The organism is Afipia birgiae 34632, assembly GCF_000308295.2.
Classification (GTDB): domain Bacteria; phylum Pseudomonadota; class Alphaproteobacteria; order Rhizobiales; family Xanthobacteraceae; genus Afipia; species Afipia birgiae.
Genome location: NZ_HG326653.1, coordinates 879,898 through 894,977, shown reverse-complemented (window position 1 = coordinate 894,977; position 15,080 = coordinate 879,898). Strand labels below are relative to the sequence as shown.

Genomic DNA, 15,080 nt, shown 5'->3' with positions numbered 1-15,080 from the left:
CGATTTGAGAAGCGGAGAGCATATGACCAACCCCAAGAAGGCTGCCGGATCCCTGGTCTTGCTTGCCGCGGCAACGTCTTTGATGATTACGCAGGCTTTCGCGCAAACTCCCGCATCACCGACGCCATCTGCACAAACACCTGCTGTGCAAGCGCCTGTCGCACAAACGTCTGCGCCGACGTCAGCCGCTCCGGCAATCACGGCGCCCGCTGCGCAGGCTCCCGCGGCCCAAGCACCCGTCGTTGGGCAGACTGCAAAAAATCCGACGCTTCCGCACAACCTGTCCCCGTGGGGGATGTTCATGGGCGCGGACATCGTCGTCAAAGCCGTGATGATCGGACTGGCTTTCGCCTCGCTCATCACCTGGACGATCTGTGTCGCGAAGCTTCTTGAACTGCGCCACGAGACCAGACGCGCGAAGAAGCGCATCAAGGTCCTCGCCAACGACATCTCTCTCGCCGAAGCAGAGCGTGACGCCCGCAGCGGCAAGGATGCCGTGTCGCGGCTGGTGCAATCCGCAGCCGCGGAAGCTGCGCTGTCGGATACTGTCAACGACGAGGGCTTCAAGGAACGCGTCGAACTGCGGCTCAGCCGTGTTGAAGCGGCGATGTCGCGGCGGATTTCGCGCGGCACCGGCATGCTCGCCACCATCGGCGCGACCGCACCGTTCGTCGGCCTGTTCGGCACGGTGTGGGGCATTATGAACTCCTTCATCGGCATTTCCGAAGCTCACACCACCAACCTCGCGGTCGTTGCGCCCGGCATTGCCGAAGCATTGCTCGCGACCGCAATGGGTCTGATCGCCGCTATCCCCGCGGTCGTGATCTACAATCATCTCGTCCGCATGATCACGGCCTACCGCGCGCTGCTCGGCGATGCGACTGCGCAGGTCATGCTGCTCATCAGCCGCGACCAGGGCCGGCGTTCACTGCGCATCGCGCGCGCGGCGGAGTAAGTCATGGGCGCACGTCTGGGTGGAAAAGTCGGCGGTTCGGATGACGATCTGACCGAGACCCACGAGATCAACGTTACGCCGTTCATCGACGTGATGCTGGTCCTTCTCATCATCTTCATGGTCGCCGCTCCGCTGGCAACCGTCGACCTCGGCGTCGAGCTTCCGGCCTCGACGGCGACGCCGCCGCCACGGCCCGACAAGCCGGTCTTCATCACCGTGAAGCCCGATCTCTCGGTTGCGGTCGGCGAGGATATCGTTCCGCGCACCACGCTGATCGGCGCGCTCGATACCGCCACCAGCGGCAAGAAGGCCGATCCGGTTTATCTGCGCGCCGACAAGAGCGTCCCTTACGGCGATCTGATGGACGTGATGAACATGCTGCGCAACGCGGGCTACCTCAAGGTGGCGCTCGTCGGGCTCGACGCAAGAAACTGACGACAGAGAGCCTCGCCGCGATGAACACACTCGTCCTGCACGGACCGCCCGATATTTCAGACGTTCGCCGCTGGGGTCTCGCGGCGGCGCTGGTCGTGGCGACGCATGTGGCGCTGGTCGCAGGATTTGTGCTGTACACACCGTCCATCCCGAACGCGATCGGCACGGCGTCCGAGCCGATCATGCTCGATCTGGAATCCGCACCGCAAACGCCGGAGCCGGTGCAGCAGGACATCGCACCCGGCCCGCAGATGCAAGAAGCCGAACCTCCCGCTCCCGAGCCTGAAAAGCAGCCGGAGGTGGTCGAGGAACAAATCGCGCCGACGCCTTTGCAGGAAAAGGCGGAAATCGTTGCACCGCCGGAGAAGCCGAAGCCCAAGCCGGAGCCGGTCAAGAAAAAACCGAAGCCCGTCGTCGAGAAGCCGAAGAAGCCGACCGACAATCCCGCGCCGCAGACCACGGCAACGCCACAGGCCGCACAGGCCGCGCGCGCGAGCTATAACGGTATCCTTTCGGCACATCTCCAGCGCTACAAACAATATCCATCAGCTGCGAAGGCCGCCGGCGAGCAGGGCGTCGCGATGCTGAGCTTCACCGTCAGCCGCACCGGCGGCGTGCTGAGCGCGCAGCTTGCCAAATCGTCCGGATCGTCGGCACTGGATGGCGAAGCCATGGCGATGATCCGTCGCGCGCAGCCGTTGCCATCGTTCCCGCCGGAAATGACGCAAAGCTCCGCGAGCTTTACCGTGCCGGTGCGCTTTTTCATGCGCTAACGGCATCCGTCACGTGATCGCCTCTCACGCCAGTGTCCCGAACACGTGACGCCGCGCGCCGGTAACATCCCGGCGGCCTTCCCGAAGACTCCCCCGAGAGTTTCGCAGGATCATGCCCGATCATTGTTCGGGGCGTTTGAATGCAGCGCCCTCATGCGCGAGCAGCCATTCTTTCCGCGCAAGACCGCCGCCATAGCCTGTGAGCGAACCGTCTGCGCCGATCAGGCGATGACACGGCACCACGACGCTGACCGGGTTGGCGCCGTTGGCGAGACCGACCGCGCGGGCCGCATTCGGCACGCTCAGCCGCGATGCGAACGCACCGTAACTCGACGTCTTGCCGGCGCGGATCTTGTGCAACTCACTCCACACCTTGCGCTGGAAGTCCGTGCCGTTGGTCCGCCATTTGATGTTTTTCAACTGGCCGAGATCGCCCGCGAAATAACCCGTCAGCGCCGCGACGATGTCCTTCGGAGCGGCTGCTTTCTCCAGAACATAATCGCCGTAGTGCCGCCGCAGCAGACGGTGCAGCCGCGTTTCATAGTCGCTCCAGTCGAGCGCGCGCAGGAAGTCTCGATCGTCGGTGACGAGCAGGGCGGTGCCGATCGGAGTTTCCAGCCGGTCGAGACGAAATCGGTGCGGTTGCTTTGCGGTCATGTTCGGCTTCCGTGATCGTGAATTTCAACCATCATGGCCGCGGCGATCGGGGAAGTCTTTCCGTTTTCCGACAACATCGGGCCCTCGGCATTCATCATACTTGCTGCTAGGTTTCCCTAGCGCTGCACATCTATTTCCTGGTGCTGGAAATGTTTCTCTGGACCAAGCCGAAGGGTCTGGCGACGTTCGGCAACACCATCGAGAAGGCGCAGGCCTCCGCGGTGCTCGCTGCCAATCAGGGACTTTACAACGGCTTCCTCGCCGCCGGACTGATCTGGGGCCTGCTTCACCCCAATCCGGCGTTCGGCTTCCAGATCAAGGTGTTCTTCCTGCTATGCGTGATCGTCGCCGGACTATACGGCGGCTACTCGGTCAGCAAGCGGATTATCATCGTGCAGGCGCTTCCCGCCGCGGTCGCACTCATCCTGCTCTGGCTGGCCCGCTAGTCGGGAATTTCGCCGAACGTCGCGCCGACCTGCATCGGCGCGGTGCGGATCAGCCGCGAGTCTTCGACCGCTGCCTGACGGTGCTTGACCGCTTCGCGGTAGACAGGATCGCGGATCATCTCAACGAACGCGGCCACGCTCGGATATTCCGCGATGAAGCAGTGATCCCATCGCTCGGTTGAAGGGCCGATCAGCATCAGTTCGAATTTGCCCTGCCAGACGATCCGGCCGCCGAGCCGGGTAAACACCGGCCCGCTTTCGCGCCCGTAACTGGCATAGGCTTCCGCGCCGGTCGCTGCACGGCCGTCAGGGTATTTCGCCTGCGCATGCAGCCGCACCAGGTTCAGCATGTGGATCGGACCGGGACGATCGTTGGCGCGGAATGCGGCGAAGACGTCCTTGGTGGGGTCGATATGGCCGGTCATCATCTTACCTTTGTGCATGAAATTGGCCGGCAGCCTCGCTCGATCCGCAAGGCAAGGTCAAGGCAGCTCTGGACCGGCATTTCTGGCATGCCGCGACGGAACATCTAATCCCTCGTTAACCTTTGCGTAACGCGCCTTTAAACCGCCGCCGCTAGCCTGCACGCCTTGCACAATCATCATTGCCGGCACGGGTTTGGATGGCGTTGGGGCGTAAAAAGAAGAGCGGCCGCAAGGAGCCGAAGTTCGACGGCGCCGCGTCGCTCGATAACGTCCGCCTCAATCCTTGGGACCGCGTCGGTGGGCCAGAGGACGACGACGACGTCCGACCGAAGCGGCGTGCGAAAAGCCGTCCGGTCGATGACGACGAAGATGACGCGCCGCGCGAACCCCGTCCGCGCAAGACCCGCGCGTCGGGCCGCAAGGAAAGTAAGGCCAAGGCGAAGGGACGCGCGCGGTCCGGTTTCGGTCGCCTCGTGTATTGGGGCGCCGTACTCGGCCTGTGGGCGATTATCGCCGGCGCTGGCGTCGTCATCTGGGTCGGCGCGCATTTGCCCGCGATCCAGTCGCTGGAAATTCCCAAGCGCCCGCCGACCATTCAGATCACCGGCATGGACGGCAGCGTCATCGCCACGCGCGGCGAAATGCCGGGCGCCAATGTCTCGCTGAAGGATCTGCCGCCCTATCTGCCGAAAGCGTTTATCGCCATCGAAGACCGCCGCTTCTATTCGCATTTCGGCGTCGATCCCACCGGCATCATGCGCGCCGCTGTCGCCAACCTCATGCATCGCGGCGTCTCGCAGGGCGGTTCGACCCTGAGCCAGCAACTCGCCAAAAACCTGTTCCTGACGCAGGAACGCACCTTCCAGCGCAAGCTGCAGGAAGTCGAACTGGCGCTCTGGCTGGAACGGAAATACTCGAAGAACGAGATTCTGGAGCTTTACCTTAACCGGGTTTATTTCGGCTCCGGCGCGTATGGCGTCGAAGCGGCAGCGCAGAAGTATTTCGGCAAGTCGGCAAAGAACGTCTCGGTGTCCGAAGCCGCGATGCTCGCCGGTCTCGTCAAGTCGCCGTCACGGCTCGCGCCCAACCGCAATCCGGAAGGCGCGGAGAAACGCGCACAGATCGTGCTGAGCGCGATGGCCGACGTGAAGTTCATCACCGACGCGCAGGCCAAGGCCGCAATCGAAAAGCCGTCCTATGCCGTGCGGCCGGTCGGCGCGGGCACCATCAACTATGTCGCTGACTGGATCGGCGAAGTGCTTGACGATCTCGTCGGCCAGATCGACCAGAACATCGTGGTGGAAACATCGATCGATCCCAAACTCCAGAGTGTCGCCGAAGCTGCGATCATCGATGAACTGGCCACCAAGAGCGTGAAGTTCAACGTCACGCAGGGCGCATTGGTGGCCATGACGCCAGAAGGCGCGGTGCGCGCCATGGTGGGCGGGCGCAACTATGCGGAAAGCCAGTTCAATCGCGCAGTGACGGCGAAACGCCAGCCCGGCTCGGCGTTCAAGCCGTTCGTCTATCTCACCGCCGTCGAGGCCGGGATGACGCCTGACACCGTGCGGCAGGACGCGCCGCTCGACGTCAAGGGCTGGCGGCCCGAGAACTACAGCCGCGAATATTTCGGCCCGGTGACGCTGACGCAGGCGCTGTCGATGTCGCTGAACACCGTCGCTGTGCGTCTGGGTCTCGAAGTCGGCCCGGCCAATGTGGTGCGCACCGCGCATCGTCTCGGCATCGCCTCGAAGCTTGAGCCCAACGCAACACTCTCGCTCGGCACATCGGAAGTTTCGCTCAATGAACTGGTGGGCGCTTACGCGCCCTTCGCCAATGGCGGCCTCGCCGCTTCGCCTCACGTGGTGAACAGGATCCGCACGCCCGAGGGCAAGGTGCTGTATGCGCGCCGCAACGATCCGCCAACGCGCGTGATCGCCGCAAACGCCGTCGGCATGATGAACGTGATGATGCACGAGACGCTGGTCACGGGAACCGCGAAGAAGGCGGACATTCCGGGCTGGTCGGCTGCCGGCAAGACCGGCACCAGCCAGGATTTCCGTGATGCCTGGTTCATCGGTTACACCGCTAACCTCGTCACCGGCGTGTGGCTGGGTAACGACGACAATTCTCCAACGAAGAAGGCAACCGGCGGCGGACTGCCGGTCGAGGTATGGACCCGTTTCATGAAGGCCGCGCACCAGAACGTGCCGGCATCGCCGCTGCCGGGCTCGATGCAGTCGCCCGGCGGCTTCCTGTCCAACCTGTTCCCGGGAACTTCGCGCGCGCCTTCTCAGCAACAGCCCTACCCCGCGCAGGCTTATCCGCAACAGTCGAACAACCGGGATTTCCCGCCGCCGAATGCGCCGGTGCGCACTCCGCAACAAAGTCAGCCGCCCGTTACACAGACGTCGTCACGGCCTGAAGCAGCAGCAGGTCTCGATGGCTGGCTGATCGATCGGGTATTCGGCGGACGACGTTGATCGTACGCATAACTGAAGTCTGATTCAGCCTTACTGAATCAGACTCGCTGCATGTCACTCGGGTCAGATGTTATTCGTCGATGCCATAGCGATGAAGATCGTTGCCGTGGGTGTCGAGCCAGCGCTTGGCGCGTTCGGTGGCCGGACAAATTTTCGCCACGACTTTCCAGAACCGCGGCGAGTGGTTCATCTCGACCAGATGCGCAACCTCATGTGCCGCGAGGTAATCCAGCACATAAGGCGGCGCAAGAATAAGCCGCCACGAGAACGACAGCGCGCCTGCGGAGGTACATGACCCCCATCGGCTCGACTGATCGCGGATGGTGATCCGCTTGACCTTGACCCCAAGCACGTCAGCATAGCGATGCGAGGCTTCAGTCAGCGCCCGGCGCGCTTCGCGCTTGAGGAAGTCGTGAATGCGGCGATCGATAAACTCGACATCACCCGCGACACACAGAATCTTGTCGCCGCTGTCGCGCATTTCCTGCCACACGGTTCCACGCACACCGGCACGATGAACGATCCGGTGCAGATTCCCGCGCAACGGCACCGATGTGCCAGGTGAAAACGGCGCGGCTTTGGGCAAACCACCGAGACGCGCAGCGATCCAGGCGCCGTGACGCTGCGCGAAGTCCTTGGCTTCAATCAGATTTCCACGCGGAGGCATGGTGAGGATGGCTTCGCGCCTGCTCGGATGAATACGCAAGGTGTATCGACGCGCGCGGCGATGTCGCCGCAACTGAATCGTGTAGATTGATGAGCCAATTTTCACCGCAAGCGTGCGCGGTTCGGTCGGGCGGCGATAAAGGAGAGCACGAAAGGCCATGTCAGCGGGTCCGGACAGCAGGAATTCGCCGGGATTCTGCCATATCCGCCGCCAGTGAAATTCATCGGCGCAAAAACAAATCATTTGCCCAATATATCGTAGCTTTAAGGCCTTAGCCTCCTACATCCGGGGGGCTGGAACATGAAATTTCGATTCATTTCTAAGCCGGAACCGGCGCCGGAAAGTGCCGCGGGAATTCACTCCTCCGCCGCAATTGCAGACGGCAAAATCGATTGTGGATTCAGAGGCTTATGGCAGTGATGGGAGACTCCAGAGTGAAAAGCTCCAGAATCCCCCAAAAATGGGGCTTTTTCGCCCCAAAGCTCCAAAAAGAGCTTATTCCGCAGCCGCCAGAGCCCGCTTGGCATGGGCCGACGAATGCATGAAATCGGAGATACGCGGGACGATTTCCGACCTGAAGCGGGAGCCGTTGAACACGCCGTAGTGGCCGACGCCCTTCTGCACATAATGCACTCGCCGCGTGTCCGGAATCGAGCTGCAGAGGCCATGGGTGGCTTCGGTCTGCCCCAAACCGGAGATATCGTCGTTCTCGCCTTCGACCGTCATGAGAGCTACGCGCTCGATCTTCGATGGATCGACCGGCTTGCCGCGATGCTTCATCTCGCCCTTCGGCAGAGCGTGCTTCACGAACACCACATCGACGGTCTGCAGATAGAATTCGGCCGTGAGATCCATCACCGCCAGATATTCGTCGTAGAACTCGACATGCTTGTCGACGAGATCGCCATCGCCTTTGACGAGATTGCTGAACAGGTTCTTGTGCGCATCGACATGGCGGTCGAGGTTCATGCTCATGAAGCCGGTGAGCTGAAGAAATCCCGGATAGACGTCGCGCATGAAACCCGGATGCGGGAACGGCACCTTGGTGATGACGTTGTTGCGGAACCATTCGATCCCTTTTTGCTCAGCCAGATCGTTCACGCCGGTCGGATTGCGCCGCGTGTCGATCGGGCCGCCCATCAGGGTCATTGAGGTCGGGAAGTAAGGATCCTTCTCGGCTTCCATGATCGACACCGCAGCCAGCACCGGCACGGACGGCTGGCACACTGCCACGACATGCACGTCGCCCTTGAGCGCGTGGATCATCTCGATGACGTAATCGACATAGTCGTCGAGATCGAAGCGGCCCTGCGCCACCGGCACCATGCGGGCATCGGCCCAATCGGTGATGTAGACGTCATGCGCCGGCATGAAGGCTTCGACCGTACCGCGCAGCAGCGTCGCGTAGTGCCCCGACATCGGCGCGACGATGAGCACGCGCGGATGCGGCGCGCGCAGCGGCTGGGTCAGCTTGCGCTCGAAATGCAGCAAGCGGCAGAACGGCTTTTCCCAGACCGTCTTGATCTCGACGGGAACCCGCATGCCGTTGACTTCGGTATCATGCAGCCCCCATTCCGGCTTGCCGTAACGACGCGTGGCGCGCTCGAACAGTTCGCAACCGGCTGCCACTGATTTTCCAAACTCTGTGCTCGCGAGCGGATTGAACGGGTTCTCGAACCACAGCTTCGTCATGTCGGCGACGGCCCGCGCGGGATTGAGCGAAGCCTGGCCCATCTCGTACACCCAGTACATGGGCGTGGTCAGCGCAGGGCTGACTTCGGACGGCAGGCTCGGCGGCCTGCCAAATTCGCCTATCGGCATGGTTAGTCCTCGATCCCAGTTTCGCAACGCAGCATACTGTCGGCACTGCGGCAAAGCGTCAATCCGACGAATCTACAGGACAGGCGGTTAATTAACGGAACAGCGCCCTTTCCACAGGGCTATTCGCCGCTCTGTACCAGCGATCCATTCTTTCGGGCGCTCTTCAGCAGCAGCAGGAAGGCCACAGTCGAGGCGGCAAACAACACCACATTGATCGCCAGTGCCTCGATCATCAGGTCCGCGCGGAATACGCGGTCGATCAGCAGCGCCCGCATCCCCTCAAAGACGTAGGTCGGCGGCAGCATCCACGCCACCACCTGCAGCCATTCCGGCAACACCGAAACCGGGTAATAGACGCAGGTCAGCGGCAGCAGCGCGAACATCAGCGTCCACGCCAGCCCCTCCGCACCCATGCCGTTGCGAAGCACCAGCCCCGACGAGATCAGCCCGAACGACCAGCTCGTGAAGATCAGGTTGCAAAAGAACGCCACCAGCGCGAGGCCGAAACCGAACAGGTTGAAACCGAAAAAAGCGATGGCGAGGATCGTCATCGGAATGACGCCAACGGCCAGCCGCACCACGCTCATCACCATCAACGAGATCAGGTATTCGCTGACCTTGAGCGGACTCATCAGGAGATTGCCGAGATTCTTCGACCACATCTCTTCGAGAAACGACATCGAGAAGCCGAGCTGACCGCGGAACAGGATGTCCCACAGGATCACCGCGCCGATGAAGGTGCCGCCGGCCTTGGCAAAGAATCCCGCGTTCTGCGAGATGTAGGCCTGCGAAAAGCCCCATGTGATCAATTGCAGCACCGGCCAGTAGATCAGCTCAAGCAGCCGCGGCCATGACGACGTGAGAAGATACCAGTGACGCAGGATCATCGCGCCGATGCGATACGGCGCAATGGCGTGTGGATTGGTGTGCCGAAGCCCGGCCCCGCTCATGATGCGGCCTGCTGCACGCGGCCGCGCGCCACATCGAGAAACACTTCTTCCAGCGTGGCGCGGTTATAGCGCGCAAGAATCGCCGCCGGACTGTCGTCGTCCTCGATGCGGCCGCGCTTCATGATGATGACGCGGTCGCACAACCGTTCGACTTCCAGCATGTTGTGCGAGGCCAGCAGGATCGTGGCGCCGCGCTCCTTGCGGTAGGTTTCGAGATGACTGCGGATCCAGTCCGCGGTGTCCGGATCGAGCGACGCGGTCGGCTCGTCCAGCAGCAGCAGTTCCGGCTCGTTGATCAGGGCTTTCGCCAGAGCGACCCGGGTCTTCTGGCCCGCCGACAGCTTGCCGCTGGGGCGGTCGAGGAATTCGCCGAGATCGAGATCGGCGGCAAGCGAAACGATCCGGTCCTTCAGGCGCTCCACCCCGTAGAGCCGGCCGAACACGGTGAGATTCTGCCGCACCGTGAGACGGCCGGGCATATCCACGTAGGGACTTTCGAAATTCATCCGGCCGAGCACCTCGGCGCTCTGTTCGGGCATCGCGCATCCGAGCACGCTGACCCGGCCCGAGGTCGGCGACACCAGTCCCATAATCATGGAAATGGTCGTGGTCTTGCCGGCGCCGTTGCCGCCGAGCAGCCCCGTCACCGAGCCGTGCGGAATCGTAAACGAGATATCGTCCACGGCGCGCGTGGTCTTGTAGACCTTCACCAGCCGGTCGAGCCGGATCGCGGCGTCGGGCGTTGCCGGACCGGCCTGAGGCATGACGTGGGCTTGAAGCGGAGCACTCATGACAAGGCGTTCATTGGGCCAACCGCGCCGTGTCTGCAAGGGCCGGATATGCAATGCTCTGATGTGGACGCGGTTTGTGATCGGCGTGGCCAGACGCTAAGACTACCCGATGAGCGATCTTGCGTCTGATTTCCGCCATCCGAACCGCTACGTGCGCCTCGATACCATTCTGAGGCTGCGCTGGCTTGCCGCGCTCGGGCAATTGGCGACGATTTTCATCGTCTCCGAAGGGCTCGATTTCGAGGTCCCGGTGATCCCCTGCGTGGTCATCATCGGGCTGTCGTCACTTCTCAATCTGGTTCTGCAGATCAGGTTCAACCCCGTCCACCGCCTGGCGCCCCGGTATGCCGCGGCGCTTCTCACCCTCAACATCGCCGAGCTTGCCGCGCTGCTCTTCCTCACGGGCGGTCTGCAAAATCCATTTTCATTTCTCTTTCTTGCACCGGTCCTGATCTCCGCGACCGCGCTGCCGACGCGGATCACGATCGGACTCGGAATCTTTGCAGCGGCCTGCGCCACGGCCCTCGGATTCTACCATCTGCCGTTGCCGTGGAACGGCGAGGAGCCTCTCGTCCTGCCGCGCACCTACATGATCGCGGTCTGGATTTCGATCGTGCTAGTGATCGGCGTCACCAGCCTCTACGCGTTTCAGGTCACCGAGGAAGCACGCAAGCTGTCCGACGCGCTGGCCGCGACCGAACTTGTGCTGACGCGGGAACAGCACCTGACCCAGATCGATGGCCTTGCGGCCGCCGCCGCGCATGAACTGGGCACACCACTGTCCACCATCTTCCTGATTTCGCGCGAACTGGAGCAGGCGATCGAGGCCAAGGGCCTCGACGAACACGCCCGCAACGACCTGAAGACGCTGCGCGAGCAGGCGCAGCGCTGCCGCGAAATTCTCGCGAAGATCACGCAACTGTCATCGCAGGGCGCGCCGTTCGACCGGATGCCGCTCTCCACATTGATCGAAGAGACGGTCGCGCCGCATCGCGATTTCGGCATCGCCATCAAGGTGCGCATCGCGCTGGCACAGGACGCCGAGCCGGCCGGCATGCGTAATCCGGCGATCCTCTACGGCGTCGGCAACATTCTGGAGAACGCCGTCGATTTCGCGCGCGAGCGCGTCGAGGTGAATGCGTGGTGGGATGCGAACACGGTCGAGATCGTCGTGTCCGACGACGGGCCGGGAATTGCGCCGGACATTCTCAAGCGGATCGGCGAACCCTATCTGACACGCCGGCGCAACAGCGACGCGACCGGTGGCGGCCTCGGCCTCGGTGTTTTCATCGCACGTACCCTGCTGGAGCGAACCGGCGCGCGGGTGTCTTTCACCAACCGCACATTTCCCGACCATGGTGCGATCGTCACGATTGTCTGGCCCCGCAGCAGCTTCGAGACCTCGGAAGTTCCGTCAGAGACCCTTACTTAATAGGCGCCGCACGGCGGTTAGGCGGCAAAAGCCGCGCCGGCCTTGGCATCGCCCGATTGACGCGCCATATCTATAAGACACATCGTAGGACACCTCAGGAGGCGCAAACCGTGACCGCAACTGCCGATTTGACCGAGATTGCCGACCGTTCCTTGCTGATTGTCGAGGATGACAAGGCATTTCTCGACCGGCTGGCGCGCGCCATGGAAACCCGCGGCTTTGCGGTGAGCACCTGCGACAATGTGTCCGACGGACTCCATCATATCGATCAAACCCCGCCAGCCTTCGCGGTGGTCGATCTGCGGCTCGGCGACGGCAACGGCCTCGACGTGGTTTCGGCGCTGAAGCGTCAGCGGCCGGATGCCCGCGCCATCGTGCTGACCGGCTATGGCAACATCGCAACCGCCGTGACCGCCGTAAAGATGGGCGCGGTCGATTATCTCTCGAAGCCCGCCGACGCGGACGACGTTGTCGCGGCGCTGCTCGCGAGCGGCACCGACAAGTCGCAGCTCCCGCAGAACCCGATGTCGGCCGATCGCGTCCGCTGGGAACACATCCAGCGCATTTATGAAATGTGCAATCGCAACGTGTCCGAGACGGCGCGCCGCCTGAACATGCACCGCCGGACCTTGCAGCGTATCCTGGCAAAGCGCGCACCGCGCTAAGCGCGGCTCAACGGCGCGGAACTTTTGTGATCGGCCCTGCGTTATCCGCGCAGGACCATCAGAAAGGGAGCGGCCGCGGCGCCGAGAGCAGATGCGAAAAGCGCGGCATATCGAAATCTCGTCCCGGCTCGAAGTCACCAAACAGTTTGGCCTGGTTGAAGATTATCGCATCGACTGGCCGACGGGATCGAGCCTGCGTGCGCCGCGCATTACCGTCCGCAGGCGGGAAGCCTATCCGGCTCAGATCACACGCAATTATGTGACGACGCTGCTTGAGCCGCTGGTCCCCTCCCGCGAAATCGTGGTGACGTAATCTCAAGCGCGAGATCACACGCAGCATCAAAGGCGAAACCATCATGGGCGCCGCAATCTGGGATACGATCCGCGAAGCGACACAGACGTCGCACAGTCGTCTTGACGTCGCGCTGGCAAAGCTCGACTTGGCGATTCCCCTCTATCACGAGGGCTTCCTGCGCAGTCAGGCCGAAGTGTTGGTTCCTCTCGAAGCCGCGCTGGAAGCCGGTGGCATTGAAAGTCTGATCCCGGACTGGACGCAACGTATCCGCACCCCGGCGCTCGAACGCGACCTCGCGACGTTGAACATCTCCTGCAATCCGCTACCCGCGCCCGGTTTCGGATCGGCGGCGGAAATGCTCGGCGCGGTCTACGTGCTTGAAGCCTCGCGCATGGGATCACGCGTGATGCTCGCGCGTCTTGCGGAGCACCCCGACTCGGATGCGATGAACGCGACGGCCTATCTTCGTCACGGCTTCGGCAAACGATTCTGGCCAAGTTTTCTCACGTTGCTGGAAACTCATCCCGCCGCGCAAAGCGATACGGCAGGCGTGATCCGTGGCGCGGAAATCGCATTCGCGATGTTCGAGACTGCCTTGAGGCCGATGGCAAACGCCGTCGTGGACTTTACACGCGGCGGCGAAAGCGGCGCCTACTCGCCGACACCCGGATAACCCTGCGGATCGGCCAGCCGGTGCATGCGCTGCGCCGCCAGCAATCCAAAACTGATCAGCATCGATTTGCGCGTCGCGGCCGGCAGCCGATGCTCGGGCGCGTCGCAATGCAGATGCGCGCCGTAGGCGTCGGCGACGATCAATCCGGCATCGGGCGGAAACAGTTCGCAGGGCAAATCCTGCGTGAAGGCGAAGAACAGCCGGTCGCAATGCAGCCGGTAGTCCTGCCATTTTTGATCGGCGCGCAGATCCTCGACCGACGACTTGATTTCAACGATCCAGATGTCGCCCCGGGCGTTCATCGCCACCAGATCGGCGCGCCGTCCTGACGGCAAAGTCAGTTCGCTGATGCATGAAAAACCCAACGATCTCAAAAACCTGGAAGTGCCGCGCGCAATCGCCAGCGCGGTGTCGGACTGGCGGCGATCCGGCGGCAAACTCGGCTCGATATGGCGAAACGGTGAATGCATGATTCCGGGGAGGGTAGCAGAAAAGCAAAAGCTCCTCAGCCCCAAAAGCGTACGCCGCGCGACACAATTCGGACCCCGCGCCGTCGCGAAGCATGGGAACCATCGGTTCCGCTGGGAGCGAACCCGGTTTCAGCCCTTGGAGGGGGAAATGGACTCACGCATCACCGACAAATTCAAATTCGGCGGCTATGGACTCGCACTTGCCGTTCTCACATTGCCGATCACCGCGACATTGTCGCAAGCCGTTGCGAAACCGGCCGTCGAAGTCGCGTTCGTCGAACTGAAAGCGCGGGGCGGCGGCGACTGGCCAGAGAGCGTCAACGAAGCGCTCGATGTGGCGGTCAACACGTTGCAATGGAGCAAGGGCAGCGATGCGAAGCATCGTGTTTCTGGTTGGCGATGCACCGCCGCACATGGACTACGCGCAAGACACCAAATATCCGAAGACGCTCGCGGTGGCCAGACAGCGCGACATCGTGGTCAACGCTGTGCTCGCCGGCGGCGCGCGCGACACCGAGCGCGTCTGGCAGGACATCGCACAACTCGGCGACGGCCGCTTCATTCCGATTCCGCAGGACGGCGGCGAGGTCGTGGTGATCGAGACGCCTTACGACGACGACATCATCATCCTGCAGAAGGAAATCAACGGCACCGTGATTCCCTATGGACCGATGAAGCTGCAGAAACGCGTCGAGGAAAAAACCCGGCAGTTGTCACAGGTCGCGGCGGCGGCGCCGGCGCAGGCATCCGACATGGCGAGCTATCTCAACAAGCGTTCGAAGATCTCCTCTGAAGCGGTTACCGGCGACGGCGACCTTGTCGGCGCTGTTGCGTCCGGCCGCGCGACGCTCGGCAACGTCAGGGATGACGAGCTTCCCGACGATTTGCGCAAGCTCTCCCCCGATCAGCGCAAGGCCGAACTCGAACGGCGGACGCTGGCCCGCAAGACCCTGAACGAGAAACTCGCCATCCTGGTGCAGAAGCGGGATGCTTACGTCACCGACAAGAAGCGCAGCGCCGCGCCCGCCAAGGTCTCATCATTCGACCGCGTCGTTGAGGACACGCTGAAAGCCCAGACGAAGCGATAAGGTTTATTTCGCGTTTCCGGCTGGCCCGGGACCTGTTTCTGGCGATTCGACCGG

Annotated in this window: 16 protein-coding genes and 1 pseudogene; 10 read left to right on the top strand and 7 right to left on the bottom strand. The window is 62.4% G+C overall.

Annotation, left to right across the window (positions count from 1 at the left end; all coding sequences use genetic code 11):
* The first annotated feature begins 22 nt into the window (after positions 1 to 22).
* From exbB to BN32_RS18250, 3 genes are read left to right on the top strand one after another with little or no spacing between them, the layout of a single operon-like run.
* A complete protein-coding gene (gene exbB / locus BN32_RS18260) occupies positions 23 to 955 on the top strand; it encodes a tonB-system energizer ExbB (protein WP_040426656.1) in 933 nt (310 codons plus the stop codon).
* 3 nt (positions 956 to 958) lie between these two features.
* Positions 959 to 1,390 (top strand): TonB system transport protein ExbD, encoded by a 432-nt coding sequence (exbD, locus tag BN32_RS18255; protein ID WP_019198890.1) that lies wholly within the window; start codon positions 959 to 961, stop codon positions 1,388 to 1,390.
* A 20-nt stretch (positions 1,391 to 1,410) separates the two neighbouring features.
* A complete protein-coding gene (locus BN32_RS18250; RefSeq protein WP_019198891.1) occupies positions 1,411 to 2,163 on the top strand; it encodes an energy transducer TonB family protein in 753 nt (250 codons plus the stop codon).
* Positions 2,164 to 2,283: 120 nt separating this feature from the next.
* On the opposite strand, the gene BN32_RS18245 is transcribed toward BN32_RS18250, so the two are convergent.
* Positions 2,284 to 2,820: a methylated-DNA--[protein]-cysteine S-methyltransferase gene (locus tag BN32_RS18245; protein WP_019198892.1), complete on the bottom strand. Its 537-nt coding sequence runs from the start codon at positions 2,818 to 2,820 to the stop codon at positions 2,284 to 2,286.
* Positions 2,821 to 2,942: 122 nt separating this feature from the next.
* On the opposite strand from BN32_RS18245, the gene BN32_RS18240 reads away from it, so the two are divergent.
* On the top strand, positions 2,943 to 3,266 hold the full coding sequence (locus BN32_RS18240) for a DUF1304 domain-containing protein (protein WP_040426655.1): 324 nt from the start codon (positions 2,943 to 2,945) through the stop codon (positions 3,264 to 3,266).
* Here BN32_RS18240 and BN32_RS18235 read toward each other — a convergent pair.
* Complete coding sequence (locus BN32_RS18235) at positions 3,263 to 3,691, bottom strand: DUF1330 domain-containing protein (RefSeq protein ID WP_040426940.1); 429 nt, start codon at positions 3,689 to 3,691, stop codon at positions 3,263 to 3,265. The two genes, BN32_RS18240 and BN32_RS18235, sit on opposite strands and share 4 nt — an antisense overlap.
* 197 nt (positions 3,692 to 3,888) lie before the next feature.
* On the opposite strand from BN32_RS18235, the gene BN32_RS18230 reads away from it, so the two are divergent.
* Positions 3,889 to 6,174: a transglycosylase domain-containing protein gene (locus BN32_RS18230; RefSeq protein ID WP_019198896.1), complete on the top strand. Its 2,286-nt coding sequence runs from the start codon at positions 3,889 to 3,891 to the stop codon at positions 6,172 to 6,174.
* A gap of 70 nt (positions 6,175 to 6,244) precedes the next feature.
* Here the strand turns inward: BN32_RS18230 and BN32_RS18225 are convergent, their stop codons facing one another.
* The 4 genes from BN32_RS18225 to BN32_RS18210 form a co-directional block, all read right to left on the bottom strand.
* Positions 6,245 to 7,084, bottom strand: a complete 840-nt coding sequence (locus BN32_RS18225; RefSeq protein WP_019198897.1) for a M48 family metallopeptidase — start codon at positions 7,082 to 7,084, stop codon at positions 6,245 to 6,247.
* A gap of 252 nt (positions 7,085 to 7,336) precedes the next feature.
* Positions 7,337 to 8,662: a polyhydroxyalkanoate depolymerase gene (locus tag BN32_RS18220; RefSeq protein ID WP_019198898.1), complete on the bottom strand. Its 1,326-nt coding sequence runs from the start codon at positions 8,660 to 8,662 to the stop codon at positions 7,337 to 7,339.
* A gap of 119 nt (positions 8,663 to 8,781) precedes the next feature.
* Positions 8,782 to 9,612 (bottom strand): ABC transporter permease, encoded by an 831-nt coding sequence (locus BN32_RS18215; RefSeq protein WP_019198899.1) that lies wholly within the window; start codon positions 9,610 to 9,612, stop codon positions 8,782 to 8,784.
* A complete protein-coding gene (locus BN32_RS18210; protein WP_051488543.1) occupies positions 9,609 to 10,403 on the bottom strand; it encodes an ABC transporter ATP-binding protein in 795 nt (264 codons plus the stop codon). The genes BN32_RS18215 and BN32_RS18210 overlap by 4 nt, the downstream gene beginning before the upstream one ends.
* Before the next feature lie 109 nt (positions 10,404 to 10,512).
* Here BN32_RS18210 and BN32_RS18205 point away from each other — a divergent pair, with 109 nt between their 5' ends.
* The 4 genes from BN32_RS18205 to BN32_RS18190 all read left to right on the top strand — a co-directional run bounded on the left by BN32_RS18205 (position 10,513) and on the right by BN32_RS18190 (position 13,468).
* The gene (locus BN32_RS18205) at positions 10,513 to 11,835 is read left to right on the top strand and encodes an ActS/PrrB/RegB family redox-sensitive histidine kinase (RefSeq protein ID WP_019198901.1); all 1,323 of its coding nucleotides are present in this window, start codon (positions 10,513 to 10,515) and stop codon (positions 11,833 to 11,835) included.
* Between the two features lie 110 nt (positions 11,836 to 11,945).
* Positions 11,946 to 12,500 carry an ActR/PrrA/RegA family redox response regulator transcription factor gene (locus tag BN32_RS18200; RefSeq protein WP_019198902.1) on the top strand — a complete coding sequence of 185 codons (555 nt, stop codon included), beginning with the start codon at positions 11,946 to 11,948 and terminating at the stop codon, positions 12,498 to 12,500.
* A gap of 91 nt (positions 12,501 to 12,591) precedes the next feature.
* Entirely contained in the window at positions 12,592 to 12,813 is a 222-nt protein-coding gene (locus BN32_RS18195) for a hypothetical protein (RefSeq protein WP_019198903.1), read from the top strand.
* A gap of 43 nt (positions 12,814 to 12,856) precedes the next feature.
* Positions 12,857 to 13,468 (top strand): biliverdin-producing heme oxygenase, encoded by a 612-nt coding sequence (locus BN32_RS18190; RefSeq protein WP_019198904.1) that lies wholly within the window; start codon positions 12,857 to 12,859, stop codon positions 13,466 to 13,468.
* Here BN32_RS18190 and BN32_RS18185 read toward each other — a convergent pair.
* On the bottom strand, positions 13,447 to 13,938 hold the full coding sequence (locus BN32_RS18185) for an MmcB family DNA repair protein (RefSeq protein ID WP_019198905.1): 492 nt from the start codon (positions 13,936 to 13,938) through the stop codon (positions 13,447 to 13,449). The genes BN32_RS18190 and BN32_RS18185 overlap by 22 nt on opposite strands.
* A 148-nt stretch (positions 13,939 to 14,086) precedes the next feature.
* Here BN32_RS18185 and BN32_RS18180 point away from each other — a divergent pair.
* Positions 14,087 to 15,026 (top strand): annotated as a pseudogene (locus tag BN32_RS18180) (vWA domain-containing protein).
* The last annotated feature ends 54 nt before the right edge of the window (positions 15,027 to 15,080 follow it).